This window comes from Microbulbifer agarilyticus (genome assembly GCF_019800665.1).
In the GTDB taxonomy this organism is placed as follows: Bacteria; Pseudomonadota; Gammaproteobacteria; order Pseudomonadales; family Cellvibrionaceae; genus Microbulbifer; species Microbulbifer agarilyticus_C.
This window is the reverse complement of record NZ_JAHVKO010000005.1, coordinates 417,812-442,953: the sequence shown is the minus strand read 5'-3', so window position 1 is coordinate 442,953 and position 25,142 is coordinate 417,812. Positions and strand designations below refer to the sequence as shown.

The 25,142-nt window shown below is 56.0% G+C and carries 19 protein-coding genes and 1 rRNA gene; 15 read left to right on the top strand and 5 right to left on the bottom strand.

The window, feature by feature from the left end:
• The first annotated feature begins 4 nt into the window (after positions 1–4).
• The 7 genes from rrf (at position 5) to KUV22_RS14640 (ending at position 5,909) form a co-directional block, all read left to right on the top strand.
• A 5S ribosomal RNA gene (rrf, locus tag KUV22_RS14670) occupies positions 5–120 on the top strand.
• Between the two features lie 390 nt (positions 121–510).
• Complete coding sequence (locus KUV22_RS14665; RefSeq protein WP_222232311.1) at positions 511–990, top strand: glutathione peroxidase; 480 nt, start codon at positions 511–513, stop codon at positions 988–990.
• 269 nt (positions 991–1,259) lie between these two features.
• Entirely contained in the window at positions 1,260–1,439 is a 180-nt protein-coding gene (locus KUV22_RS14660; RefSeq protein ID WP_222232309.1) for a hypothetical protein, read from the top strand.
• A 106-nt stretch (positions 1,440–1,545) separates the two neighbouring features.
• Complete coding sequence (locus tag KUV22_RS14655; RefSeq protein WP_222232307.1) at positions 1,546–3,081, top strand: 2-isopropylmalate synthase; 1,536 nt, start codon at positions 1,546–1,548, stop codon at positions 3,079–3,081.
• Positions 3,082–3,101: 20 nt separating this feature from the next.
• A complete protein-coding gene (locus KUV22_RS14650) occupies positions 3,102–3,890 on the top strand; it encodes a hypothetical protein (RefSeq protein ID WP_222232305.1) in 789 nt (262 codons plus the stop codon).
• Between the two features lie 47 nt (positions 3,891–3,937).
• A complete protein-coding gene (gene rimI / locus KUV22_RS14645; protein ID WP_222232303.1) occupies positions 3,938–4,444 on the top strand; it encodes a ribosomal protein S18-alanine N-acetyltransferase in 507 nt (168 codons plus the stop codon).
• 94 nt (positions 4,445–4,538) lie between these two features.
• Positions 4,539–5,909, top strand: a complete 1,371-nt coding sequence (locus KUV22_RS14640; protein WP_222232301.1) for an MATE family efflux transporter — start codon at positions 4,539–4,541, stop codon at positions 5,907–5,909.
• A gap of 66 nt (positions 5,910–5,975) precedes the next feature.
• Here the strand turns inward: KUV22_RS14640 and KUV22_RS14635 are convergent, their stop codons facing one another.
• On the bottom strand, positions 5,976–7,751 hold the full coding sequence (locus KUV22_RS14635; protein WP_222232299.1) for an aminopeptidase P family protein: 1,776 nt from the start codon (positions 7,749–7,751) through the stop codon (positions 5,976–5,978).
• Between the two features lie 166 nt (positions 7,752–7,917).
• On the opposite strand from KUV22_RS14635, the gene prfC reads away from it, so the two are divergent.
• From prfC to tpx, 5 genes are all read left to right on the top strand, one after another.
• On the top strand, positions 7,918–9,501 hold the full coding sequence (gene prfC / locus KUV22_RS14630) for a peptide chain release factor 3 (protein WP_222232297.1): 1,584 nt from the start codon (positions 7,918–7,920) through the stop codon (positions 9,499–9,501).
• 42 nt (positions 9,502–9,543) lie between these two features.
• Positions 9,544–10,170 (top strand): 1-acyl-sn-glycerol-3-phosphate acyltransferase, encoded by a 627-nt coding sequence (locus KUV22_RS14625; protein ID WP_315856951.1) that lies wholly within the window; start codon positions 9,544–9,546, stop codon positions 10,168–10,170.
• Entirely contained in the window at positions 10,167–10,502 is a 336-nt protein-coding gene (locus tag KUV22_RS14620; RefSeq protein ID WP_222232295.1) for a hypothetical protein, read from the top strand. The genes KUV22_RS14625 and KUV22_RS14620 overlap by 4 nt, the downstream gene beginning before the upstream one ends.
• Positions 10,503–10,559: 57 nt before the next feature.
• Complete coding sequence (locus tag KUV22_RS14615; protein ID WP_222232293.1) at positions 10,560–11,978, top strand: M20/M25/M40 family metallo-hydrolase; 1,419 nt, start codon at positions 10,560–10,562, stop codon at positions 11,976–11,978.
• A gap of 143 nt (positions 11,979–12,121) precedes the next feature.
• Positions 12,122–12,616, top strand: coding sequence for a thiol peroxidase (gene tpx / locus KUV22_RS14610; protein WP_222232292.1), 495 nt, complete (start codon positions 12,122–12,124; stop codon positions 12,614–12,616).
• Between the two features lie 110 nt (positions 12,617–12,726).
• On the opposite strand, the gene KUV22_RS14605 is transcribed toward tpx, so the two are convergent.
• The 3 genes from KUV22_RS14605 to KUV22_RS14595 form a co-directional block, all read right to left on the bottom strand.
• Positions 12,727–14,613 carry an MFS transporter gene (locus tag KUV22_RS14605; protein ID WP_222232291.1) on the bottom strand — a complete coding sequence of 629 codons (1,887 nt, stop codon included), beginning with the start codon at positions 14,611–14,613 and terminating at the stop codon, positions 12,727–12,729.
• 131 nt (positions 14,614–14,744) lie between these two features.
• A complete protein-coding gene (locus tag KUV22_RS14600) occupies positions 14,745–16,826 on the bottom strand; it encodes a M13 family metallopeptidase (RefSeq protein ID WP_222232290.1) in 2,082 nt (693 codons plus the stop codon).
• Positions 16,827–17,057: 231 nt separating this feature from the next.
• Complete coding sequence (locus KUV22_RS14595; RefSeq protein WP_222232289.1) at positions 17,058–18,275, bottom strand: TonB family protein; 1,218 nt, start codon at positions 18,273–18,275, stop codon at positions 17,058–17,060.
• Between the two features lie 420 nt (positions 18,276–18,695).
• Here KUV22_RS14595 and KUV22_RS14590 point away from each other — a divergent pair, with 420 nt between their 5' ends.
• The 3 genes from KUV22_RS14590 (at position 18,696) to KUV22_RS14580 (ending at position 24,068) form a co-directional block, all read left to right on the top strand.
• Positions 18,696–19,397 carry a cyclic nucleotide-binding domain-containing protein gene (locus KUV22_RS14590; protein WP_222232288.1) on the top strand — a complete coding sequence of 234 codons (702 nt, stop codon included), beginning with the start codon at positions 18,696–18,698 and terminating at the stop codon, positions 19,395–19,397.
• Between the two features lie 307 nt (positions 19,398–19,704).
• Complete coding sequence (locus KUV22_RS14585; RefSeq protein ID WP_222232287.1) at positions 19,705–20,901, top strand: efflux RND transporter periplasmic adaptor subunit; 1,197 nt, start codon at positions 19,705–19,707, stop codon at positions 20,899–20,901.
• Positions 20,901–24,068 (top strand): efflux RND transporter permease subunit, encoded by a 3,168-nt coding sequence (locus KUV22_RS14580; protein WP_222232286.1) that lies wholly within the window; start codon positions 20,901–20,903, stop codon positions 24,066–24,068. The genes KUV22_RS14585 and KUV22_RS14580 overlap by 1 nt, the downstream gene beginning before the upstream one ends.
• A 120-nt stretch (positions 24,069–24,188) precedes the next feature.
• Here KUV22_RS14580 and KUV22_RS14575 read toward each other — a convergent pair whose 3' ends face one another.
• Positions 24,189–25,094: a hypothetical protein gene (locus KUV22_RS14575; protein ID WP_222232284.1), complete on the bottom strand. Its 906-nt coding sequence runs from the start codon at positions 25,092–25,094 to the stop codon at positions 24,189–24,191.
• Positions 25,095–25,142: the final 48 nt, after the last annotated feature.

The following is a 25,142-nucleotide window of genomic DNA, read 5'->3' as shown; positions in this document are numbered from 1 at the left end:
TTTGCCTGACGACCATAGAGTTGTGGAACCACCTGATCCCTTGCCGAACTCAGAAGTGAAACGCAACATCGCCGATGGTAGTGTGGGGATTCCCCATGTGAGAGTAGGTCATCGTCAGGCTTCAAATCCAAAAGGCCGTACAGGAAACTGTACGGCCTTTTTTCTTTTACGCTGTGGGAAAAACCTGTAGTAACCGCCTATCCACAGCCTGAAATTGAGTAAGTCCTCGCGGGTTTTATCCCCAAATCGCAATGATGGTTTTTTAGGCGCCGTCGCAACCCCAGTAACCACGCCACTCCCATCGAATATCCCGTAGTTACCCACAACTCTGTCCAAGGTTTCTGTGTGTAACCGTGCTGTGCATAAGTCTGAAATTGTTTATTAAATCAATCCACAATGGCCTGCAGGGCGTACGTGGTGTTGCAGCGCCTGTGCGATCCCTTGCGGATTTTTATGAGGCGTTTATATTGCCAATTAGGAAATGACCAAGGACCCGCATAGGAGTCAATTATGTCCGAGATATTTAACATTCCAGTTGAAGGCGGTGATGGTAAACAGTCCACCCTTGAGGAGTACAAGGGTAAGGTACTGTTGATCGTAAACACGGCCAGTAAATGTGGCTTTACTCCTCAGTATCAGGGCCTGGAAGAGCTGTACGAGAAGTACAAAGATAAAGGGTTCGCGGTGCTGGCGTTTCCGTGTAATCAGTTTGGCCAGCAGGAGCCAGGTTCGGATAGCGAAATCCAGGAGTTCTGCTCGCTGAATTACGGTGTCAGTTTTCCGGTGTACGCCAAGCTGGATGTAAACGGCAGAGCTGCGCACCCGTTGTTTACCCATCTGAAGCAGGCCGCTCCAGGTATTCTGGGTACCGAGGGTATCAAATGGAATTTCACCAAGTTCCTGGTTAATCGTGATGGCGAAGTTGTGAATCGCTTTGCGCCGAAAGATAAGCCGGCAGCGATCGCGGTTGATATTGAAAAGCTGTTATAAGCGCCTGTTTGGCGGTCGCGGGCTGGCGCCGCCACATCAGAGATGAGTATAAACGAATAAGTCCGTTCTAGGATGTATATCCGTTTCTACAGTATTTCCGGAGTCATTTTTTGTTTTGACTTGCCCGGTTTGATAGATTTGTAGGATGGCTGTTGATCTCCTGCTTGATAGAAGCTTATAGTCCTGTTTCCCGGTGCGTATACGCACACAGGTTGTAGTGGGTGCCGGGTTATAGACGCTAGGTTTTCAATCAGGAATATGATGCAGCCATGTTTCGCAAGCAATCCATGGACAGAGTCCAGTCGAATGTGACGGTCGTGAGGTCTGAATCCTCCGCACGCACCGTTGCCAATGCCAACAAGTTCCACCTCTCTGCCGATATGGCGAACACCACCGCTGCCCCTCTACTACTAGCTAGCCCGCTACGACTGCCGCACTGCGGCATATAATTTTATCCCCACACGTCTCAACAGAATTCCGTACTTAATTTGAGTAGCGCGTAGACAGCGACAATTGCGCTGTTTAGCCTCGGGCCAGACTAGGAGAAGAGCCCTCATGAACTCTAATAAAGATAAATTAGTCATTTTTGATACCACCTTGCGCGATGGCGAACAGAGCCCTGGCGCATCCATGACCAAAGATGAAAAGATTCGTATCGCGACGATGTTGGAGCGCATGCGTGTCGACGTGATTGAAGCCGGTTTCGCGATCGCGAGTCAGGGCGATTTCGAAGCGGTGCAGGCGGTTGCTGAAACCGTAAAGGACTCACGGGTATGCAGCCTCGCTCGTGCGGTAGGGCCCGACATCCTGCGCGCGGGAGAGGCGCTCAAAAACGCGAATGCGTCGCGTATCCACACCTTTATTGCGACTTCCCCTATTCATATGAAGTACAAACTTCAAATGGAGCCCGAGGATGTATTACGCCAGGCGGTTGAGGCGGTAAAGACCGCGCGCCAGTTTACCGACGATGTGGAATTTTCGCTGGAGGACGGCAGTCGCTCAGAGCCGGACTTTATGTATCGCATCATCGAAGAGGTGATCAAGGCGGGTGCCGGCACCATCAATATCCCCGATACGGTCGGCTATGGTGAGCCGGGCGAGTACGGTGCCATGTTCAAGCGCGTGATCGAGAATGTCCCGAACTCGGACAAGGCGATATTTTCCACCCATTGCCACAACGACCTGGGGCTGGCGGTGGCCAATTCCCTGTCCGCGGTGATGAATGGTGTGCGTCAGGTGGAATGTACCATCAACGGTTTGGGTGAGCGTGCCGGTAACGCCTCCCTCGAGGAAATCGTGATGGCGGTGCGTACCCGTCAGGATTTGTATCCAGTGGAAACCCGCATTGATACCAGCCACATTGTGCCAACGTCCCGTCTGGTTTCTTCCATCACCGGCTTCCCGGTACAGCCGAACAAAGCCATCGTTGGTGCCAATGCGTTTGCGCACGAATCCGGTATCCATCAGGACGGTGTTCTCAAGCATCGTGAAACCTACGAAATCATGCGTGCGGAAGATGTGGGCTGGGGACAGAACCGTTTGGTTCTGGGTAAGCACTCAGGTCGCGCCGCGGTAAAAGCACGCTACGAAGAGCTGGGTGTGACCTTTGCCGATTCGGCAGAATTTAATGTGCTGTTCCAGCGCTTCAAAGATCTGGCAGACAAGAAACATGAGATCTTTGACGAAGATCTGCAGTCGTTGATTTCCGGTGCTGCCGAGCCAGTCGAGCATTACCAGCTGGTCGACCTTGAGGTGCGCAGCAAAAGTGGCAGTAACCCACAGGCGCAGCTGGAATTGAAGATCGATGGTGAAAACCGCGTTTGCAATGCCGAGGGCAGTGGCCCGGTGGATGCGACCTTCAAGGCCATTGAGTCCGTGGTGGGCAGCAATGCAGACCTGAAACTGTATTCCGTAAATGCCGTAACCCAGGGTACCGATTCCCAGGGCAGTGTGACGGTACGCCTTGAGCGTGACGGCAAGCTGGTGAACGGCGTAGGTGCGGATACCGATATTTTGGTTGCTTCCGCCAAAGCGTATCTGGATGCGTTAAACTTGCTCGCCAGTAAAAGCAGAAAGCCGGAAGGCGTCTGAGCGGACAAGCGGAGATCAGAGTGAACGAGCTACAACGGACCGAATACCTGACGGCGCTGGGTGTTACCAGCTATATGCCCAGGTTCTGTCTGCCTCTGGCTCCGCAACCCGTCCAGGCCGTTTTGCCCCCGCCGGATTCGGCGGGAGCAGGCGATGACGAGCAACCTGCTTCGGCAGCGGCGCTCATGCAGGCGGTCGGTGCCAGTGTCGATCAGCGACCCGAGGTGCCGGCCAAGCCAACCGCGCCTACACCTATGGAAGTCGAGCGGGTAATCGGCAGTATTACCGCCGAAACCAAGTCGCCGGAACCACAGGTGCAATCCGCTCCGGTGGCGGCTCCGGCAAAGCCGGTAGCCCCGTTTATTCTCAGTTGCTGGTGGCTCGGCGAAGAGTTGCTGGCCGTGGACAGCCGTGAACCGGGTAGCGCTCTGCCAGTGGAATCCCTGTTCGGCAACATGGCTCGCGCACTGGGCTGGCACCAGCTACCTTCCCAGCGCGACAAATTAAAGTGGCCGCTGGCTGAAAACCCTTTTGCCATGGCTGCGGGCGTCAGTGACGCACGCGAAACCTGTCGCAGCTGGCTGGAAGCGGCTTGTGCACGGAAATCGGTTAAGTCCATCTGGTTGATGGGCGAGCAGGCACAGTCCTTCTGTGCGCCGGTTTCCCTGGATGATTCGGTAGTGGACTGGGATGGCACTTCGGTTGTGGCCCTGCCAAGTCTTACCGAGCTGCTGACGGAGCCCGCGCGCAAACGGGATGTTTGGCAGCTACTGCGCAAACTCTATCCCGAGCAGACCCGCAGCCAATAACCTACCTTATCGCTTGCCCCGCGCAAGTTGATCATGGAAACCGGCCTTTGAACTCCTCATCCTCCTCACCTTCTTCTGGTCTCCGTGTTGCTGACCTCATGTTTGTGCGTGCAGAAGAGGGCGATTGCGATGCCTTGGCTGTGCTGGCTCGCGGTGCACACAGTCATCCCTGGAGCGCCCAGCAGTATCGGGACAGCCTGAGTAGCGGCCATCGATGCTGGGTACTCCGCTTTCCCGAGACAAGGGACAAGCAGCCGTCGAATCTCGTTGCCTGCTGTGTAACGAGTCGCTTATTTGATGAGATTGAAGTCCTCGATGTGGCCGTTGCCCCTGAATGGCAAAACCGCGGTGTGGGAACCCAGCTTTTACAGCGTGTTCTCGCCCAATGCCCCGACGACGTCGCCCGGGTCTTACTGGAGGTGCGGGCATCCAACCGCTCCGCGCGCGCGCTGTATCACAAGCTGGGCTTTTCGGAAGACGGACGCCGTAAAAATTACTATCCAAAATCCGATGGTACGCGTGAAGACGCGCTCCTGATGAGTCTGATATTGTAAGCCCGCGTATAAAGGTGGGCGCGGGGCCAGAGCCTGGCCAGTTGGCCGCGGATTCACCACCACTCCATTCCCTTGCTTGAAGTCCGGAACCTGCATGCCGTCCCATACATCACAGCCTTCGCTACTTGAAGGCTCCGTCGCAGCGCATTTGCGCCGACTTGCCTTACCGATGGTCTGGGGCATTCTCGCCACCATGTCATTTAACGTGGTCGACACTTATTTTGTTGCCCAGCTCGGGGATGGGCCCCTAGCGGCAATGAGCTTTACCTTCCCGGTAGTGATGGTGATCAATGCGCTGGCTATTGGTCTTGGAGCGGGTATGTCTTCGGTGGTCGCACGTGCCTACGGAGCCGGAGATATGCAGCGGGTGCGCCGTCTGGTTACCGATGCCACCGTGCTGGCAATACTGATCGCGCTGGTGGTGAGTATTGCCGGGCTGCTCACCATTGAGCCGCTCTTTCGGCTACTAGGGGCTGAACAGCGCCTGCTACCACTGATTACCGACTACATGGTGCCCTGGTACGTGGGTGCGGTGTTTGCGGTGGTGCCCATGGTCGCCCTGTCTGCTTTGCGCGGTATCGGCAATAGCTCCGTGACCGGTCGCATCATGCTCGGGGTTGCGCTGTTTAACCTGATCCTGGATCCGTTGCTGATTTTCGGGCTGCTTGGTTTCCCGCGTCTCGAATTGCAGGGCGCCGCGTTGGCGACAGTCATTTCCCGCGGGGTCAGCTTCTTCGTTGCCATGTATATTCTCGCGCGACGTGAGCACTTGCTTGCCATGCCAACCGCGAACTGGGCTGCGCTTAAGGATTCCTGGTCCAGCCTGCTGCACATTGGACTGCCGGCCATCGCGACCAATGTCATTATTCCCATGTCCGGTGGTGTTGTGGTGGCGCTGGTCGCCGCCCATGGTGCGGATGCGGTGGCCGGGCTGGGAATTGCGCTGCGTATCGAGCCACTGGCACTGATTGTCTTTTACGCCCTGTCGTCTGTGGTCGGGCCGTTTATGGGGCAGAATGCCGGCGCCGGTAAATTGCAGCGCCTGGATGAAACGGTGTCGGTGCTGGCGCGATTCTGTCTGGTGTTTGGCGTGGTGCTCGGCGTGTTGCTCTGGTTGGTGGGTGGGCCGATAGCGGGGCTGTTCAGTGACTCCCCGCAAGTGCTGGATGTGGCCACCGCTTATCTGTACCTGGTGCCGTTTAGCTACGCGGGCTACGGTTTTGTGATGTCTGCGAACGCCGCTTTTAACGGCCTCGGACACCCACTCCCGGCGACCCTGATTTCATTCCTGAGGGTACTGGGCGTTTATCTGCCTCTGGCCTGGCTGGGGAATCAGATCTGGGGCATCAGCGGGCTGTTTCTGGCAACGCTACTATCCAATTTGGTGCTGGGGCTGGTGTCCTGGTGGTGGCTGCGCAAACATTTGCGGCAATATGCCAAGGATGCGCCTGCGGCGGTCAGTTAGGCTGCGGCGCTCAGTTAAGCAGCGGCGCTACCTAACTAAGCAACGCCGCTACCGAACAACTGTGTTTTATTCCTTTGTAATAGGTGCGGTGGCCTCGGCTAGCCAGGCTCGAGTAGGCTCGTCCACTTCATTGGCAAGAGTGGTGTGCACCTTTTCATGGTAGTCATTCAGCCATTGCAGCTCCGCGTCACTCAGCAGGTCCGCGTCGATCAGCTGGCGGTCGATGGGTGCCAGGGTTAGATCTTCAAACTCCAGAAAGCCCGGGAAGCCTTCCCGCTCTTTGACGAAAATCAGATTCTCGATGCGAATGCCGTATTCGTCGGTCAGATAAAAGCCCGGTTCGTTGGAGACAATCATGCCCGCTTCCAACGCCACGTTGGTGGTGACCTTGCCAATTCTCTGCGGCCCCTCGTGCACACTCAGGAAGCTGCCAACCCCATGGCCGGTGCCGTGGGCGTAGTCGAGCCCGGCGTCCCACAGCGACTTGCGTGCGAAGGCGTCGATCTGTTCGCCGCAGGTGCCTGTGGGGAACTTCAGCGTGGCAATGGCGATGTGCCCCTTGAGCACACGGGTGAAGTGATCGCGTGCGGACTGAGAAGCGGCCGCGAGGGCCACGGTACGCGTGACGTCGGTGGTACCGTCCGGGTATTGGCCGCCGGAATCGATCAGGTAGATTCCCTCCGCTTTCATTGGCAGGCTCGACTCTGGGGTGACTCGATAGTGAACGATAGCGCCATTACCGCGATAGCCGGAGATGGAGTCAAAGCTGTCGTCGGTAAAGCCTTCACGCTGCTCGCGTTTGCTGCGCAGTAATTGGACCGCTTCGATCTCGCCAAAATTTTCCTTGCTTACCGCTTCCGGTAGTGCGGCGAGAAATTCACATAGTGCAGCACCGTCGCGCACGTGCGCTGCGCGGCTGCCTTCCAGCTCGATGGTGTTCTTGCGCGCTTTGGCGGCGGTAATCGGGTCGCGCGCGAACTGAATCTGAATATCCCGTGCGCGCAACTGCTGTAGAGTCCAGCAGTTGGTTAGCTGCGGGTCGGCCCAAACGTTCTGCACGTGCTGCCGCTCGGCTGCGCTGAACAAGCTGTCTTTGTCGTGCACTACTTCGATGTCGTTGCCGAGGTGCTTTTGCAGTGCCTCGCTGTTGGCATCGGCGGCGAGATACAGCGTGCCGGATCCATCCTGATACAGGAACCCCATGCTCAGCGCCACCGGCAAGTGGGGGATATCGCTTCCGCGGATATTGAACAGCCAGGCGCAGACTTCCGGGTTGGCGAGCCACAGGGCGTGCTGCTGTTTCTGTTTGAGTTCCTCGGCAATTCGCTGACGTTTGCTCAGGGAGTCTTCGCCGGTGAAGATCTTGGGGTGTGGCAGTGCCGCGCCACTGGGAGCGGCAGGGCGGTCCGGCCAGATCTGGTCTATCGGATTGGTATCCAGTGCCCGCAGCTCAACACCCTGTTCACTCAGGCGCTGTTTGAGGGGGGCAAGTCCGGGCTCGGTATGCAAACGCGGGTCGAAGCCGAGGGTATCGCCGGGTTTGAGGGTGTCACAGAGCCAGTTGGCAATGTCGGTTGCGGCGAGGCTCTGTTGCTCGATGGGCTGGTCCCCGATCTGTTGCTGTGCCTGCAGCGTGTAGCGGCCGTCGACAAACAGTGCCGTACGCGCGTGAGCGAGGGCGGCAAGTCCGGCTGACCCGTCAAAGCCTGTGAGCCAGGCCAGGCGCTCGTCAGCAGCCGGTACATACTCATTTTGATACTCGTCGCAGCGGGGTACCAGAAACCCCTGAACCTGCTGCTCTGCCAGGGCCCGCTGCAGGGCCTGCAAGTTTTCTTGACTCATTGTTCATCTCTGTCGGTAGTATCGAGGGCGCTTGACCAGGTGCCCTCGGTGAGTCCGGTTTACCCGGCGTGAGACCGGTTGGGTTTTTGCAGTCTAACAGCCCCAGAGATGTGTGCCGACGTGTATAATGCCCGACTGTTTTTTATCCAGTTCGATTGTTTGCATTATGGGTCAATCCTCATCTCTGGCGGGCATTAACGGCCGCCGTACCTTCGCGATTATTTCTCACCCGGACGCCGGTAAGACTACCGTGACCGAGAAGTTGCTGCTGTTCGGAAATGCGATTCAGCTTGCGGGTTCCGTTAAGGGCAAGAAAGGGCCCCACGCGCGCTCGGACTGGATGACCATGGAGCAGGAGCGGGGTATCTCCGTAACCTCGTCGGTCATGCAGTTTCCCTACAAGGAGCGCGTGGTAAACCTGCTGGATACCCCGGGGCACGAGGACTTCTCGGAAGATACCTATCGCGTACTGACCGCGGTGGACTCGGCGCTGATGGTGATTGATGGCGCCAAGGGTGTCGAGGATCGCACCATCAAGCTGATGAACGTATGTCGTCTGCGGACTACGCCGATCTTGTCGTTCATCAACAAGCTGGATCGCGATATCCGCGATCCCATCGAAGTGATGGATGAAATTGAAGAGGTGCTGGATATTCAGGCAGCACCGATCAATTGGCCTCTGGGCTCCGGCAAGCTGTTCAAGGGCGTATACAACCTGTACACCGATACGATTCACGTGTTCCAGCAGGGCCAGGGCCACACCATTCCCGAAGACATTCAGATCAAGGGTTTGGATTCCGACGAGGCTACTGCGCTTCTGGGCGAAGATGCCGAGGAAATTCGCGAAGAAATCGACCTTGTCCGCGGTGCCACCCATGAGTTTGATCTGGAAGCCTACCGTGCCGGCAAGTTGACCCCGGTATTTTTCGGGACCGCTCTGGGTAACTTCGGCGTTCGTGAAATGCTGGATGGATTTGTCGAGTGGGCGCCGGGCCCGCAATCACGCCAGACCATTGAGCGTGAGGTACAGCCGGAAGAGGCCAAGTTCAGTGGGTTTGTGTTTAAGATCCAGGCCAATATGGACCCCAAGCATCGCGACCGTATTGCCTTCATGCGTGTTTGCTCCGGTACTTACAACCGCGGCATGAAAATGAAGCACGTGCGTATCGGCAAAGATGTAAAAATCGCCGATGCCGTTACGTTTATGGCTGGTGACCGTACCCATGTCGAGGAAGCCATTGCCGGCGATATCATCGGCTTGCACAACCATGGCACCATCCAGATTGGCGACACCTTTTCCGAGGGCGAAACCCTCAAGTTCACCGGTATCCCCAACTTTGCGCCTGAGCTGTTCCGTCGTATCCGCCTGAAAGACCCGTTGAAGCTGAAGCAGTTGCAAAAAGGCCTGCAGCAGTTGTCCGAGGAGGGGTCCACCCAGGTGTTTTTCCCCCTGGATAACAACGACATCATTGTCGGTGCTGTGGGGGTGCTGCAGTTCGAAGTGGTGGCATATCGTCTGAAAGACGAGTACAAAGTGGAAGCGATCTACGAAAACGTGAATGTGAATACGGCACGTTGGGTGGATAGTGAAAATGCCAAGGAGCTGGAGAACTTCAAGCGCAAAGCCAGCATCAACCTGGCAGTGGATGGCGCCGGGCATTTAACCTACCTGGCCCCGACCCGAGTTAACCTGCAGCTGGCGGAAGAGCGTTACCCGGACGTGCGCTTCTATGCGACCCGCGAGCATTAATCTGGATTGGAATCCGCTTAATTTTTTTAAGAGATTGTTACCGTGACAGCAGTAAAGAAAACCACGATTCCCTCACCGTTACCCGAAGAAATGCCGCGCGTCGGCAATTGGTTCACACAGGGCCTCGGGCTTTTGATTGTCAAAATGCTGGGGTGGCGCTTTGACGGTAACTTCCCTGCGGAAAAAAAGTTGATGGTGGCGCTGGCCCCGCACACTTCCAACTGGGACTTTGTAGTGGCGATGCCCTTTATTTTGGCATTGAAATTGAAAGCCTCCTGGCTAATGAAAAAAGAGGCATTCTTTTTCCCGTTCAAGGGGCTGTTTATGGCGCTGGGTGGAATTCCCACCGACCGCTCCGCAGCGGGTGGTATGGCCAAACAGGTAGCAAACCAATTCAAGCAAAATGAAAAAATGTGGGTGGCGCTCACTCCGGAAGGCACGCGTAAGAAAGCGACCAGGTGGAAAAACGGTTTTCTGCGGATCGCCCATGCGGCGGATGTGCCCGTTTTGCTGATTGCCTGGGATTTCCCCACCAAGCGTATCTGTATTGATTCGCTGTATCGCACCACCGGTAACTTTGAGGCCGACATGCAGGAAGTGCAGCGTCGTTTCAGCAAGTACCGTGGGCGCAACCCGGAAAATCAAACGGAACTTGTTGGTAACGAATGAACCTGCTCATCACCGTCGGGCTGACTTTTGCGGTATTTGCACTCGTAGTCTGGGGGTTGATGCATATGCGTACGCCCCGCTTTCGCATGGAGCGGGCGCAATTCCAGCAGGGGCTGGAGGATGTGATTGCGGGGCAGGCGGATGACAATGAATGGCGTGTACTGACCGGTTACCCCATGCGTCACGACCCTCCGCTGGAAAGCTTGCGGCTAGAGTGTTTACGTATCGAGGAAGATGAGTACACCGGAAAAATGCCCTACCTGTTTTCCGATGAGGGTATTCGGCGCTTGCGCGACGTGCGCGAACGCCTGCTCTCACTGCCCAAACAATAGATCGAAAATCGTTTTGTCGAATAACAATAACTATCCACGAGTAGTACTGGAGAAATCATGTTTAAGCACCTGTTGAAACCTGTTGTGACAATGAGCGGCGGTTTGGCGGCAATGTTGGTGGTCGCTGCCACGCACGCTACACCACTGAATAAAGAAGACTTGTCGGTAGCTGAGGTACTTAGAGATCGCGCACTGGAGTCTTCAGATGCCTACAGCCTGGTGGAGTCGCTCACTGTGGAAGTGGGCCCCCGACGCGCCGGTACCAAGGGCGATGAGCGGGCGGTAGCCTGGGCTCAGCAAAAAATGAAAGACCTCGGCTTTGATCGTGTGTACACCGAACAGATCGACGTGAAGCGCTGGGCGCGCGGGCACGCGCACGCCGAGGTTACCGCACCCTACCCCCAGCCTCTGGTAGTGAGTTCACTGGGGTACGGCGCCTCCACTCCGGAAGGCGGCCTAACAGCCGAAATCGTTCCTTTTGCCGATGTTGAAGCCTTGATGGCGGCACCGGCGAGTGCGGTAAAGGGCAAAATCGCCTTTATTAACAAACGTATGGAGCGTGCGCGCACCGGTGAAGGCTATGGACCGGCGGTACAGGGCCGTAGCAAGGGTATGCGTGCAGCCGCAGAAAAAGGTGCTGCTGCCATGCTGCTGCGCTCGGTCGGTACCGATTCCGACCGCTTTGCCCATACCGGTATGATGTCTGTCGATGGCGTGGCTAACCCGGTACCAGCCCTGGCCCTGTCGGCTCCGGATGCCAATCTGCTGGAGGCCATGCTAGAACGTGGTAAGCCGGTAGAGGTGAAGCTCGATGTGCACAATGCACCTCTGCCCGACGGTCCATCCTTTAATGTGATTGGCGAAGTGGTTGGCCGCGAAAAACCTGAAGAAGTGGTTCTTATCGGTGCCCACCTGGATAGCTGGGACGAAGGTACCGGTGCACTGGATGACGGCGCTGGTGTGGCGATTGTGATGGAGACCGCACGCCTGATTTCTGAATTGCCCCAGCGCCCGCGCCGCACCCTGCGAGTGGTTCTGTTTGGTGCTGAGGAGATCGGCCTGGTAGGTGCTAAGCAGTATGTGGATGCGCATCAGGATGCACTGGATAAAATTATCATGGTGTCCGAATCTGACTTCGGCGCGGGCAAAATCTGGCGCTTTGATACGCGTATTCCAGAGAGCAAGTTTGTGATTGCCGACCAGATGATGCAGCTGCTTGCGCCGCTGGGTATCGAGCGCGGAAACAACAAAACCTATGGTGGTCCTGACAGCAGTGTGTTTGTCGCACGTGGCGTACCGGCGATGGGACTTTACCAGGACGGCACCGATTACTTTGATTATCACCACACGCCGAATGACACTCTGGATAAAGTCGATCCAGATAACCTGAAGCAGAATGTTGCCGCCTGGGTGGTGATGTCGTTCCTGGCTGCGGAAATGGAAGGGGATTTCGGTCGCGTTACCATCGAGGATTAATTTGCCGATTTAACCTGTTCGTTAAAAAACCTCGCACTTGCGGGGTTTTTTATTGTCCGCCAATCGGTGGGAGCGCGATTGACAATACCCAACCCGCTAGTCATGCTGCGTACACATTCAATCGGCAAGTCAAGGAATACATAATGGCCAACGTTACTTTACAGGGAAACCCCATTACCACCGTGGGCGATCTGCCTCAGGTCGGCAGCCAGGCGCCTGCCTTTACCCTCGCCCAGGGAGACCTTTCAGACCTGACGTTGCAGGACCTGGCAGGCAAGCGCGTGGTCTTGAATATTTTTCCTTCGGTAGATACCCCTACCTGTGCTACTTCGGTGCGCACCTTCAACGAGCAGGTTGCTGCGCTGGAGAATACCGTGGTGGTTTGCGTCTCCGCGGACCTGCCGTTTGCGATGGCGCGCTTCTGCGGCGCTGAGGGAATTGCAAACGTGAAACTGGGCTCGACGTTCCGTTCGAGCTTTGGTGACGACTACGGTGTTGCGTTCGCAACGGGTCCGCTAATCGGTTTGCTCTCGCGCGCGGTCGTGGTGATCGATGAAACTGGCAAGGTTATTTATACCGAGCAGGTCGCGGAAACCGCTGACGAGCCCAACTATGACGGTGTTGCCGCCGCACTGTAATTGTTGCTTGCTCCCAAATAAAAAAGCCGCGTCGATTTACGACGCGGCTTTTTTCGTTTTCGGGCCTGTTTGTTTTAACGGTATATATACAGTGAGCAGCGGGTATCGATCTAACGGTGGTTGCCGCGCAAGTCCAGTACGGTTTCCTGCAATGCTTCCGCATTTGCATTGGTGGCCTCAACCGGTGTTCCGGCCACGACACAGACTCTCGACCAGAAACGCCGTGGCAGGGTGCTGAATGCATGGCCGTCCTTGTGACTGAAAAAACTCCCCCACAATCCTCTTAGCGCCATGGGAATAACCGGTACCGGGGTGCGCTCAAGTATCTTTTCAATTCCCGCCTTGAACGGCTGTAGCTCCCCGGTTTTGGTGAGCTGCCCTTCGGGGAAAATGCACAGCAAGTCGCCGTCTTTCAACCCCTGTTCAATTTCTTCAAAGGCTTTTGCGTAGCCCTCCGGGTCCTGCTGTTTGGAGCAGATGGGAATGGCGCGACTGGTTTTGAAAATAAAATGCAGAACCGGAATCTGATAGATAGGCTTGTACATGATAAAGCGAATGGGGCGGCGCACCGCTCCAGCCAGCAGCAGCGCATCCACATAGCTCACATGGTTGCAGGCAATGATGGCCGCGCCTTCCGCCGGAATACGCTCCAGTCCTTCGTGTTTTACCCGGTACATGGTGTGAGACAACAGCCAGATGAGCAGTCGCATGGCGAACTCTGGCACCTTGGTAAATACAAAGATCGCCACCGCCGCGTTCATCAGGGCGATCACCAGGAAAAACTGAGGAATCGTGGCTCCGAGAACATTCAGGAAGACGATACCGAGTAGCGCCGCTACCACCATAAAGAGCGCATTGAAGATATTGTTGAGGGAGATGATACGCGCGCGGATACTGGCTTCAGAACGCTCCTGCATCATCGCGTAAAGCGGGACGATGAAAAAGCCGCCGAAAATGCCGATCAATGTCAGGTTGATCAGAATACCCAGCGAGCCGTCGCTCGCCCAGAATGCGGCGACCGTGGTTTCAGCTGGAGGCTGATAGTTGCCGGTGGCAGAGGCCAACAGCATGCCCACCAGCGTCAAACCGGCGGCACCGATCGGCACCAGGCCGAGTTCCACGCGGCCGGCGGACAGGCGCCCACACAGCAGTGACCCAACCGCGACACCAATGGTAAAGCAGCACAGCAGCAGGGTGACCAGCGACTCACTGCCTCCCAGCACATTGCGGGTCAGACTGGGGATTTGTGTGAGGTAGGCCGCTCCCAGAAGCCAGAACCAGGAAATCCCAATGATCGCGTAAAACACCGCTGGCTTTTTCACCGCTTCTTTGAGTACCTGGCCGACCTGGGTAACCGGATTGAAGTTGAGCTTGAGGTCGGGGGCGGGTGCTGCCGCCGCGGGTATTTTTCGGCATACCAGATAACCGGAAATGGCGGTGGTCATTAGCACAGCAGAAATCCACAACAGCCCGGATTGGCCTTCGCCGGTGTACCCCGCCAGCAGGCCACCAACGATGGTGCCGGTCAGGATGGAAACAAAGGTGCCCATTTCCACCAGTGCGTTGCCGCCTACCAGCTCTGCCTTCTGCAGATGCTGTGGCAGGATCGCGTACTTCACTGGTCCGAAGAAGGCCGACTGGACTCCGAGCAAGAACAGCACGCCCAGGCATAGATAGTTGTTGCCGCTATACAGCGCGCCAATGCCCAGCAGCACAATGCCAATCTCGGCCAGCTTGATACGACGAATCAGTACACTTTTATCCACCTTGTCCGCCACCTGACCGGCGGTGGCGGAAAACAGGAAAAACGGTAGGATAAACAGGCCCGCCGCCAGATTAATCAGGAAGTTCGCCTCGTCGGTTGCCAGGCGAAAGGCAATCATCACGATCAATGCGTTTTTGAACACATTGTCATTAAAGGCGCCCAGTGACTGGGTGCAAAAGAATGGTAGAAAGCGACGGCTGGCGAGTAGCTGTAACTGGTTCTTGTGGGCCACGGTGGTCTCCCTCGTGCTTGCAAGCGCTCTTTGCAAACCATGGTAAGCCATCCGCGACGCAAGGGGCAGCTGTTGCAGGCATAAAAAAGCCCCGCGGAGCGGGGCTTTTCGGTAAAGGGTAGAGAAATAACTTACCAGATCTCTACACGCTCTTCCTTGGGCAGGTACATACCGTCGCCTTCCTTCACATCAAATGCGCTATAGAACGCTTCGATGTTGGGTACAACACCCTGTACGCGGTACTTGGCCGGTGAGTGCGGGTCGGTCTTCAGGCGCTCGCTCAGGGCTTCGTCGCGCATTTTGCTACGCCACACCTGGGCCCAGCCCATGAAGACACGCTGATCACCGGTGAAGCCATCGATTTCCGGGCCTTCCTCGCCATTCAGGGACATCTTGTAGGCTTTGTAGGCAATGCCGAGACCAGACAGGTCGCCGATGTTTTCTCCCAGGGTCAGTTCGCCATTGATGTGCTCACCTTCGAGTGGCTGGAAGTCCTGATATTGCGCCACCAGCTTGCCGGTCAATTGCTCGAAATTGTCGCGGTCGGAATCGGTCCACCAGTTATTCAGGTAGCCCTTACCGTCAAACTTGGAGCCCTTGTCATCAAAGCCGTGACCAATCTCATGGCCAATCACGCCACCGATACCACCATAGTTCACGGCGTCGTCCGCATTCATATTGAAAAACGGTGGCTGCAGGATTGCCGCTGGGAACACAATCTCATTCATCGGCGGATTGTAGTAAGCGTTTACTGTTTGCGGGCTCATATGCCACTCGCCGCGGTCCAGGGGCTGCCCCAGTTTGTTGCGGTCGTTCAGGGTGTCGAACAGGGTTGCGGCGATGGCGTTACCCACCAGGTTGTCCGCTTCGACCTGCAGCTCGCTGTAGTCGCGCCACTTGTCCGGGTAACCGATTTTGGTGGTGAAATTCGCCAGCTTGGTCAGTGCTTCCTTCTTGGTGTCCGCACTCATCCAGGTCAGTGACTCGATGGATTCCTTGTAAGCGGCTTTCAGGTTGTCTACCAGCTTCACCATGCGCGCTTTGGCTTCCGGCGGGAAGTATTTCTCTACATACAGTTGGCCTACCAGTTCACCAGCGGAACCATTCACGAACTGCACCGCGCGCTTCCAGCGCGGCTCCATTTCCTTGGTGCCACGAATGGTGGTGCCGTAGAAGTCGAAATTGGCCTGGGCAATTTCACTGTGCATGTAAGGTGCGGCTGCGGAGAGCACCTTAAGCTTCAGGTAGCGTTTCCAGGTGTCCAGTTCGGTATCTGCGATGATGGTATTTACCGCTTCCAGATACTCGGGCTGGCGAACAATAAAGGCATCGGCTTTTTCCAGGTGCGCTTTCTGTAGGTAGCTATCCCAGTCGAAGGAAGGCATCAGGGTCTTCAGTTCGGCGAGGGTTTTCTTGTTGTACGATTTCACCGGGTCGCGGTTTTCCACGCGCGTGCGGTGGTGTTCCGCCAGGCTTTTTTCCAATTCGTAAAGGGATTCCGCGTATTGTTCGGCGTTTTCCAGGCCGGCAATTTTCTGCATTGTTACCAGAAATTCGCGGTAGGCTTGCTGGAGCTTCTGGCCCTTCTCGGAGTCATCGAAATAGTAATCGCGGTCTGGCAGTCCGAGCCCGGCCTGGGAAATATAGGTAATGTAGTTTTCAACCTGTTTCAGGTCTTGATACACGTAACCACCGAAGGGAACGTCATAACCAACGGTGTCGGCATAGGCGAAGAAGTCACCCAGGTCCTTGTATGATCCGATCGCGTCGACCTTGGCCAGTTCGGATGCGATGGCGCTAACACCTTGCTTCTCAATGAGTTCTTCATTCATGAAGCTGTTGTACAGGTCACCGATTTGCTTGGCGCCCGCACTGTTGGCGTTTTTGCTGGCCTCCATAATCAGGCCCTTCACCTCTTCGGTGGCCTTGTCGCGCAGTATGCTGAAACCGCCCCAGCGGGATTTGTCCGCGGGGATTTCGGTATTTTTAATCCAGTTTCCGTTTACGTAGGAAAAGAAATCATCCTGCGGGCGCACGCTTGTGTCCATGGCGCTCAGGTCGATACCGGAGCCAAGGGTGGTGTTTGCGATAGCACTTTGCTCAGCACTGGGCTTGGTGTCGGTGGCTTCAGCACTTCCGTTCTCCGGTTTGGCGCAGCCGCCGATGGCGGTAATGGCAGTGGCGATAGCCAGCGGTAAAAGCAGTTTCTTCATAATGGGCCTTTTGGGCTTTTTATAGGTTGGATGACCGTCCAATGTATGGCTCGGATAGAATTTGTGCAGTCTGCATAGTATGTGTGGAGGGGCGGCTGCGGCAAGCGGGCGTGCGGTGAATGGTAGCCAGTGGGCGATGGAAATAAGCGGTGGTGGTGGGGACTCAGGCGGGCAAAAAAAAAGCCCCGAGTACGGGGCTTTTTTGGGGAGTGTCGATCTTGCAGTCGATATTCAGTCCGGCAGGCGGAAAGTAATCGGTACCGAGAAGCGGTATTCCTCCATCTTGAGCTGGGCGGGAGTGGCTGGGTAAGGGCCGGCGCGCTCCACCGCTTCAAGCGCTTCGCGGTTCAGGCTGGAGTAACGGGACTCCTGCACGGTAGTGACACTGGTCACATTGCCTCTGCTATCGATTACGACGTTCAAGCGTACACTGCCTTCCTGACCGCGATCCTGCGCGCGTTTCGGGTAGCGGATGTGCTTAAACGTGTGGCGTAGCAGCATGGAGTGGTAAATCTGGCGGGCCAGGATCATGTCTGCGGTCAGCGGCGCTTCCTCCTCTTCTTCCAACTCTTGTTCTGCCGGCGGGGTCGCCCGGCGGGTGGTGGTTGGCTTCAGCGGCTTGGGCTGAGATGAGGGGGTGGCTGCAACCGCTGCTGCTTGCGGCTCGGCGCGGGCTGTTGCGGGTTCTTCTGCTGCGGGTTCCGCAGCTTGTACCGCCGGCTTCTGCACGGCGGCGGTACCGATTGCCGCCAGCGTCGGTGGTGGGATATTCGCAGTCAGAGTGGGTTTTGCAGCGGCCACAGGCGCAGCAGCTACGGCTGTGGTTTCTTTTGCTGCTTCCTGTTCGTCAAGCATTGCTGCGACCTGAGCCACGCGTGCAGCACCTGGCTGCAGGGATTCATAGGTAGCGAGTAAGCCTGAGTCGACTTCACCTGCTGCCATAAGACTGTCGCGGAACTCGGTTGAGGGCGGAACTGGTCCGACCCAGGCGCGAAGCAGGGTGTTGAAGAATTCGCGATCTTCAATCATGCCGAGCATGATGTCATTCAGGGAGACGGAGGTTACCCCGGTATCTGGGGCGTAATCGATACTCAGGTGGTCGCCGCTCATCAGGCGCCCTTTAAACAGGTTGGCGAAGGTCACCATATTGTTGGCTTGACCAGTGAGCGTGTCACTTGGGTTGTTGATGGCGATACTTTCCATCCACTGGTTGCGCAGGCGTCGCGCAGACAGCCGGTCTTCGATTACACGAATTTGCAGGCTGCGTGAAACATTGCTGTCGAGCAGTGTGCTGGTGTTGTCGGCAAGCTGGTCAGAATAAACAGCAACGAAGTAGCGATCTTTATTGAATTGTTGCTCCAGGGCGAGTCCATTGAGGAGCGAGGCCGCGCTTGCTGTCATGGCCGAAGCGAACAACAGCAGGGCAATGACGATTTTTGTCGATTTCATTTTAATGGTATCTATTTTGGCTTATGGCCGGATGGGCAGAAACCGGCAGAAAAAGCGCTGAGTCCCCGTCCATGTACCCCAAGGAATGCTCGTGCTTCTTTCGCACCCTCCCCCCGAAAGGTGCGGCCCGGGAAAGGCAGGTATTTTCAGGTTGGCAAATTGCCGCACAACTACCTTGATTTTTTTCCAGGGTCCACTCAACTCTACTGTAACTGCAATGGAGTTCAACCCTGAAGTGGGTAAAAAGTCTCGTTTTTTTAATTTCCCTGTACTCAGGGGCAGACACAGCTTTGTTTGCACCTAGAATGCGTGTTCTGGTGGTGCAATGTGCATGTGGATATGTGCAAACAAGGTGCGCCGTTAAACAACTGCGAGTCTGGCTCCAGCTGCCGGTAACACGACGCAATATTCAAGATTTCCATGGATTACAAAGCGCTTAGTGATTTTCCCCGCGATGCGGTGGACCGCCTACTAAATGTCATTCATCTCTTTCGTGATATTCGTGCCACCAGTGAGTGGCAATACGACGTATTGCTGAAGCGTTCGCGTTTGGTTTCGCTAAACCCTGGAGAGGCGCTGCTGCACAGTGGCGACGTAGATCAGTGGGTGTATTTTCTGGTGCGCGGGGAGTTGCAGGTACACGTGGACGATGCCGCGGCAGCCAGCGGTGATCGTCCGCTCGCCGAGATTCGCCCAGGTGAGGTGTTTGGTGACCTGTCGATGCTGCTGGCTGAGCCCCGTAGTGCGACTATTGTGGGGGCACCGGTCGGCCAGGAAATTCAGGTGCTCGCGGTGGATTGCACCCTGTTTGGTGACCTTGAGGACTTCTCCCTGCTGCAGCTGCCCACCAAGCTGGTTTTCTATCGCAATATGGTGCATTCGTTGCGCTGGAAGCTTGAGGTTTATCGTTCCAAATACCCGACCCACGAGCTGGCCAATAGTCACCGTCGCCTGAAGCTCTACACGGGCCCGAAAAACTGTAAAGAAGAGCTGGTAGCGCTAGCGGACCAGGCGCGGGATCTGGCTCGTATCCTGCTGGATTGGAATGCCGAGTTCGGCAGCGGCCAGCTTGCCGCGGAAGAGTCGGACATGTCCGACTTCCTGGAATCCATACTCTCCTGACCGCGTGTTCCGTACCGGTTCACTACATAGAGGGTGAACCCTTTCTCATTTTCCCGCGTACAATGTCCATTACCGGATGCGTGCGTGGGACCACCTTTGGCCGTCTCCAAGACCATGCCAAAACCTGATCAGATCTGAAGTAGCTGTGAAAAGTACCCGAGAGTTGACCAATCTCAGGTACAGCAGGCTATTCGCACCTCTAAAATCTCCTGCGGATTTCGTAATTCGGCAGTTTTGGGCGCTGTTTCGATCAAGAATTGTGCATAAAATCTCCTATCAATTTTAAATTGCAGACAGGAATGCAGTTATGAACTTTCTGTTGGGCTTCTGGCGGCAACGTAACTATCGCATGGCAACCATCGTGGGTGGCCTTGCCACGTTGTGGCTGTTGAGTGGCATATTGCTCAAGGACGAGAAGCAAGCGCTGCTCGAGGCGGAGGTCGCGAAGAGTACATCTGTGCTGCCGGCAGAGCGTATGAAGATTAGTGGACGCTACATTGAGGCTCAACCGTATACCACTCGGGTGGTGGTCAATAGTCGCAGTGAGGCCAACCGGAGTGTGCAGCTGAGAGCCGAGCTCGATGGCGCGGTGGCGGGGCTTCCGGTCGATGAGGGGCAGTATGTAGCCAAGGGCGACGTGATTTGTGAGATTGCCGCGGAAGATCGCCCGGAAAAGTTGGCGCGCGCACGCGCTTCATTGAAGAAAGCGGAGCTGGATTTTGCCGGTGCGCAAAAGCTCAAGGGACGCGGCCTGCAATCAGGCACGCAAATGGCCCAGCAGGAAGTTGCTCTCGCCAACGCCCGCGCGGACCTGAAACGGGCACAGCTGGATGTACAAAACCTGAAGATTCGCGCGCCCTTTGACGGTGTTGTGAACAGCCGGGCGGTGGAGTTGGGGGATTTTGTTCGCCGTGGCGAGGAGTGCGCGACCATTCTCGACCTGAATCCCATGTTGATCGTGGGAGAAGTTTCCGAAACCAAGGTGGGCAGCCTGCTGCTGGGGGCGCCTGCAAATGCGCAAATGCAGGATGGGCAGATTCTTAGTGGTCGGCTGCGCTACGTGAGCCAGCAGGCGCACGCGGTGACGCGCGCCTATCGCGTAGAAGTCGCGGTGGCAAATGACGACGGTGCTCTGCGCAGTGGCATCAGTGCGCGTATGGCACTGCCAACGGGCGAGGTTATGGCCCACCGAATCAATTCTTCCCTGTTAACCCTGGATGACGCCGGCATTCTCGCGGTGAAAATACTCGACGAGGATCAGCGTGTCGTCCTGCGAAACGTTCGGTTGGTCAGTGATGAAAGCGATGGGGTTTGGGTTACCGGGCTGTCGCCGCGCACCCTGCTGGTAACCGTGGGCCAGGAATATGTCAGTGTTGGTGAACAGGTGGACGTAGAGCTGGAAGAGACCGGCGGTGATTTGCCGGCCCCACTTAGTGCAGTCGAACCAGAACCTGAGCCGGCTTCTGTGAAACAGGCTGCGCAGGCTTCCGGGGAGTCACTGTAATGAAACTCTTGGACGGAGCTATTAATCGCTTCCGCAGCAGTATTAGCTTGATGCTGCTCATCGTTATCATGGGGATTGCTGCGCGCGGAGCCATGACGGTGGAGTCCAGTCCGGAAGTTAACCCGCCTATCGTGATTGTGCAGGTGCGGCACGAAGGGATTTCTCCGGAAGATGGGGTGCGCTTGCTGATTCGCCCGCTGGAGCAGGAAATTCGCTCGCTGGAGGGCGTTGAGCAAGTTGTCGCCAATGCGCGAGAGTCGCTGGTATACCTAGTCATCGAATTTGACTCTGCGATCGATATTGATATTGCGGTCGATGATGTACGCAATGCCGTTGATCGTGCCAAGGCCGAGTTACCGCGGGATGCGGACGAGCCGGTAGTGGAGGAAGCATCGGCGCAGCCATTCCCGACGATTGTGGTAACCCTGGCCAGTGAGGGCGCGAGTGAGCGCGAACTGCTACGCAGCGCGCAATTGCTGAAACGCAGAATTGAAAATGTCAGCGAAGTACTGAGCGCAGATATCAATGGTAGTCGCGAGGAGGTGGTTGAAGCCATCATTGACCCCGTGCGGCTTGAGCATTACCAGATAACCAGTGGTGAACTGATTAATGCTGTACTGGGGAATAATTTGCTGATCCCGGCTGGTGAGATGGATGTCAGCAAGGGGCGCTTCTCGGTAAAGGTTCCGGGCTTAATCGAATCGGCCAGTGACGTATACCAGATTCCGCTCAAGCAATCGGATGATGGGGTTGTGACCCTTGGTCAGGTTACCGACATCAGGCGGACCTTTAAGGACGCCACCAGCTACACCAGTGTGAACGGGCAACAGGGCCTGTCGGTCAATGTGGAAAAACGCACCGGTGCCAGCTCTGTGGACCTGGCAGACAAAGTCCGAGAGGTGGTAAATGCCGAACGAGAGTACTTGCCTCGTGGGGTAAAGGTCGACTTTGTATTTGACCAGTCCAATTGGGCGCGGGACATGGTGAGCGAAATGGAGGGCAATATCCTCACCGCAATGTTGCTGGTGATGATCATTGTGGTTTCCGCGCTTGGTTTCCGTTCCGGGTTACTTGTGGGCCTGGGGATCCCTTTCTCATTACTGTTCGGCTTCATCATTACTTGGTACCTGGGTTATTCGTTCAACTTCATGGTCATGTTCGGCATGTTGCTGGCCCTCGGTATGCTGATCGATGGCTCAATCGTGATCACTGAATTTGCCGATCGCAAGATGGCTGAAGGGCTGTCAGCACGCGCGGCCTACTCCATCGCTGTGCGCCGAATGTTCTGGCCGGTTGTCGCGTCAACGGGGACCACCCTCGCCGCTTTCCTCCCAATTATCTTTTGGCCCGGTGTAGTTGGCGATTTTATGCGCTTCTTGCCGGTAACCGTGTTTTCCGTACTGGCGGGATCATTGGTTTACGCGCTGTTCTTTGCCCCCGTCGTGGGGTCGGTATTTGGCAAGGGTCGCGTTGATCTGGCTTCACAGCAGCATCTCAAGCAACTGGAGCATGGCGACCCGAGCGCTTTAGGGGGAATCACTGGCTTTTATGCCCGCATGCTGACATCGGTTGTGCGCTACCCGCTGATATCTTTTGGCGGCACCATCGCGGTATTGGTGGGTATCTTTATTGCTTATAGTGCCTTTAATCCGGGAATCGAGTATTTCACCGAAACGGAGGAGCAATACGGCAACGTTGAAGTGCGAGCGCTGGGAAATCTGTCTCTGGAGGAAAAGCGCGCCCTAGTTACTCAAGTCGAAACGGCGGTGATGCAAGTACCTGAGGTACGTGTGGTGTATACCTCAATTGGATCGGGTGGTATTTCCGGTAATCAAGACAGATCACCGGATCAGATTGCCAGTCTGCTGGTTGAGTTGCAGCCGACGGATCTGCGAGATCGCAAAAGCCGGGACATTTTCGCGGATATTCGTCAGCGTACAGCGGGCTTTGCGGGTATTAAGACCAGTGCCAAGGCGTTTGAAGGCGGCCCGCCCGTGGGTAAGGCCATTGTACTTGAATTACGCAGCCGCGATTACGACAGCCTGCTGGCAGAAACCTGGCGCCTGCATCGGGCGCTGGAGAATGAGTTCGATGGACTGCGGGATGTTGTGAATACGGCTCCGCTACCGGGTATTGAGTGGGAAGTTAAGGTCGACCGATCAAAGGCGGCACTCTACGGGGCGGATCTAACCGGCGTGGGGCGCGCCGTGCAGTTGGTCACCAACGGCGTATTGATGGCGGAATATCGCCCGGATGATTCCGATGAGGAAGTGGATATTCGTATCCGCTATCCGGATTATGCCCGCGGCATTACTGCGCTGGATGAACTCAAGGTAAACACCCCGGGAGGTGCGGTGCCGGTCAGCAGCTTTGTGTCTACTGTGGCCGGGCCCAGAGTGGATAAAATTGAGCGTATTGATGGCATTACCCGTATGCAGATCAAGGCTGATGTTGTGGATGGTGTTCTGGCGGACGACAAAGTACGCGAAATACGCCAGTGGCTGGAGCAGCACCCGATCGATGGCAACGTGGAGTTGCTCTATCGGGGCGCGGATGAAGAAACGAGCGAGACTCTGGTGTTTTTACAGGTCGCATTCTCCTTGTCCCTGTTCCTGATGTTTATCCTACTGGTCACCCAATTCAATAGCTTCTATCAGTCTGCGTTGATTCTATCTTCGGTGATTATGTCCACTGCCGGTGTGTTGCTTGGGCTTACCCTTACCCAGTCGACCCTCAGTGTCATTATGACCGGGGTGGGTATTGTTGCCCTCGCTGGCATTGTGGTGAACAACAATATCGTATTGATTGATACCTATAACTTTGTACGCAAAGCCGATCCGGAACTGGGTGCAGGTGCTGCAGCGGTTAAGGCTGCCGCACAGCGTCTGCGCCCGGTGTTTCTCACTACTGCTACCACGATTCTGGGCTTGCTGCCCCTGGCGCTGGGGGTGAGTGTAGATATGGTTGGGCGTGACATTGTAGTGAACGGCGTGATTGCCTCTTTCTGGGTGAAGCTGGCCAGTGCGATCGTTTACGGCCTCAGCTTTTCTACTCTGCTGACGCTGATCGTGACGCCAGTGATGCTGGCGCTGCCTTCGGCGCTGCGTGACCTGGTGAAGGGGGTTCTGCCCGCGGGGCTATTGGCTAAGCGCCGTTTACGTAGTTGAGACGGGCGGGGAGGTTAAATGGTGTCGGGGCGGGCGAGTACCTGGCACTTATAACTTTCTGGCAGACATAAAAAAACCCCGGCGAGCCGGGGTTTTTTTATGTCTGCCAGAAAGTGTCGATTAAGACTTGGCTTTCGGCGGACGACCACGGCGAGCAGGAGCCTTCTTGGCGGCAGTTTTCTTAGCTGCAGCTTTCTTGGCTGGACGGCCTGCCTTCTTGGCGGCAGGCTTCTTAGCTGCAGCTTTCTTGGCTGGACGACCTGGCTTCTTCTTGGCAGTAGCCTTGGTTTTGGCTTTTGCCTTAGCAGCGGCTTTTTTGGCAGCAGCGGCAGCTTTCTTCTTAGCAGCGGCAGCCTTCTTCTTGTCAGCAGCGGCTTGCTTCTTGGCAGCAGCAGCGGCCTTCTTCTTGGCAGCAGCGGCCTTCTTCTTCTCAGCAGCGGCTTTCTTCTTGGCAGCAGCAGCGGCTTTCTTCTTGTCCGCAGCAGCTTTCTTCTTGGCAGCGGCGGCAGCTTTCTTGGCAGCGGCAGCAGCTTTCTTCTTGTCCGCAGCAGCTTTCTTCTTGGCAGCGGCAGCGGCTTTTTTGGCAGCAGCAGCGGCAGCTTTCTTGTCAGCAGCAGCCAGTTTCTTGGTGATAGCCGTTTCTTCTTTGGCTACAGCCTTGGCCACTTTGGTTGCCAGCTTGTTTTCAGCAGCGATGACAGCCAGCTTGGCTTTCGCGATAGCAGAGGCGGCTTTGGCGGCAACGGCGGCTTTTTTGGCAGTTGCAGCGGCAGCTACGGCAGCCTTAACTTGCTTCTGCTGAGCAGCAGATTTCTTCTTGGCACGGGCTGCTTTAACCTTGGCGGCGGCAGCTTGTGCTTTTTTGGCAGCTTTGTCAGCTTCTTTGCCGGCTTTATCGGCTTCTTTCTTTGCATCAGCTTCTTGGCTGCTACGCGCCTTTTCCAGCTGAGATTTCAAAGAAGCGAGTTCCGCCTCCAGTTTTGCCACGGCGCTTACGCGCGCGGTGGATTTTTTACGTCCGGCCATAAAATATCCCTGTATCTAAATTTGGTATTTAGGTGTTATTTTGGATGA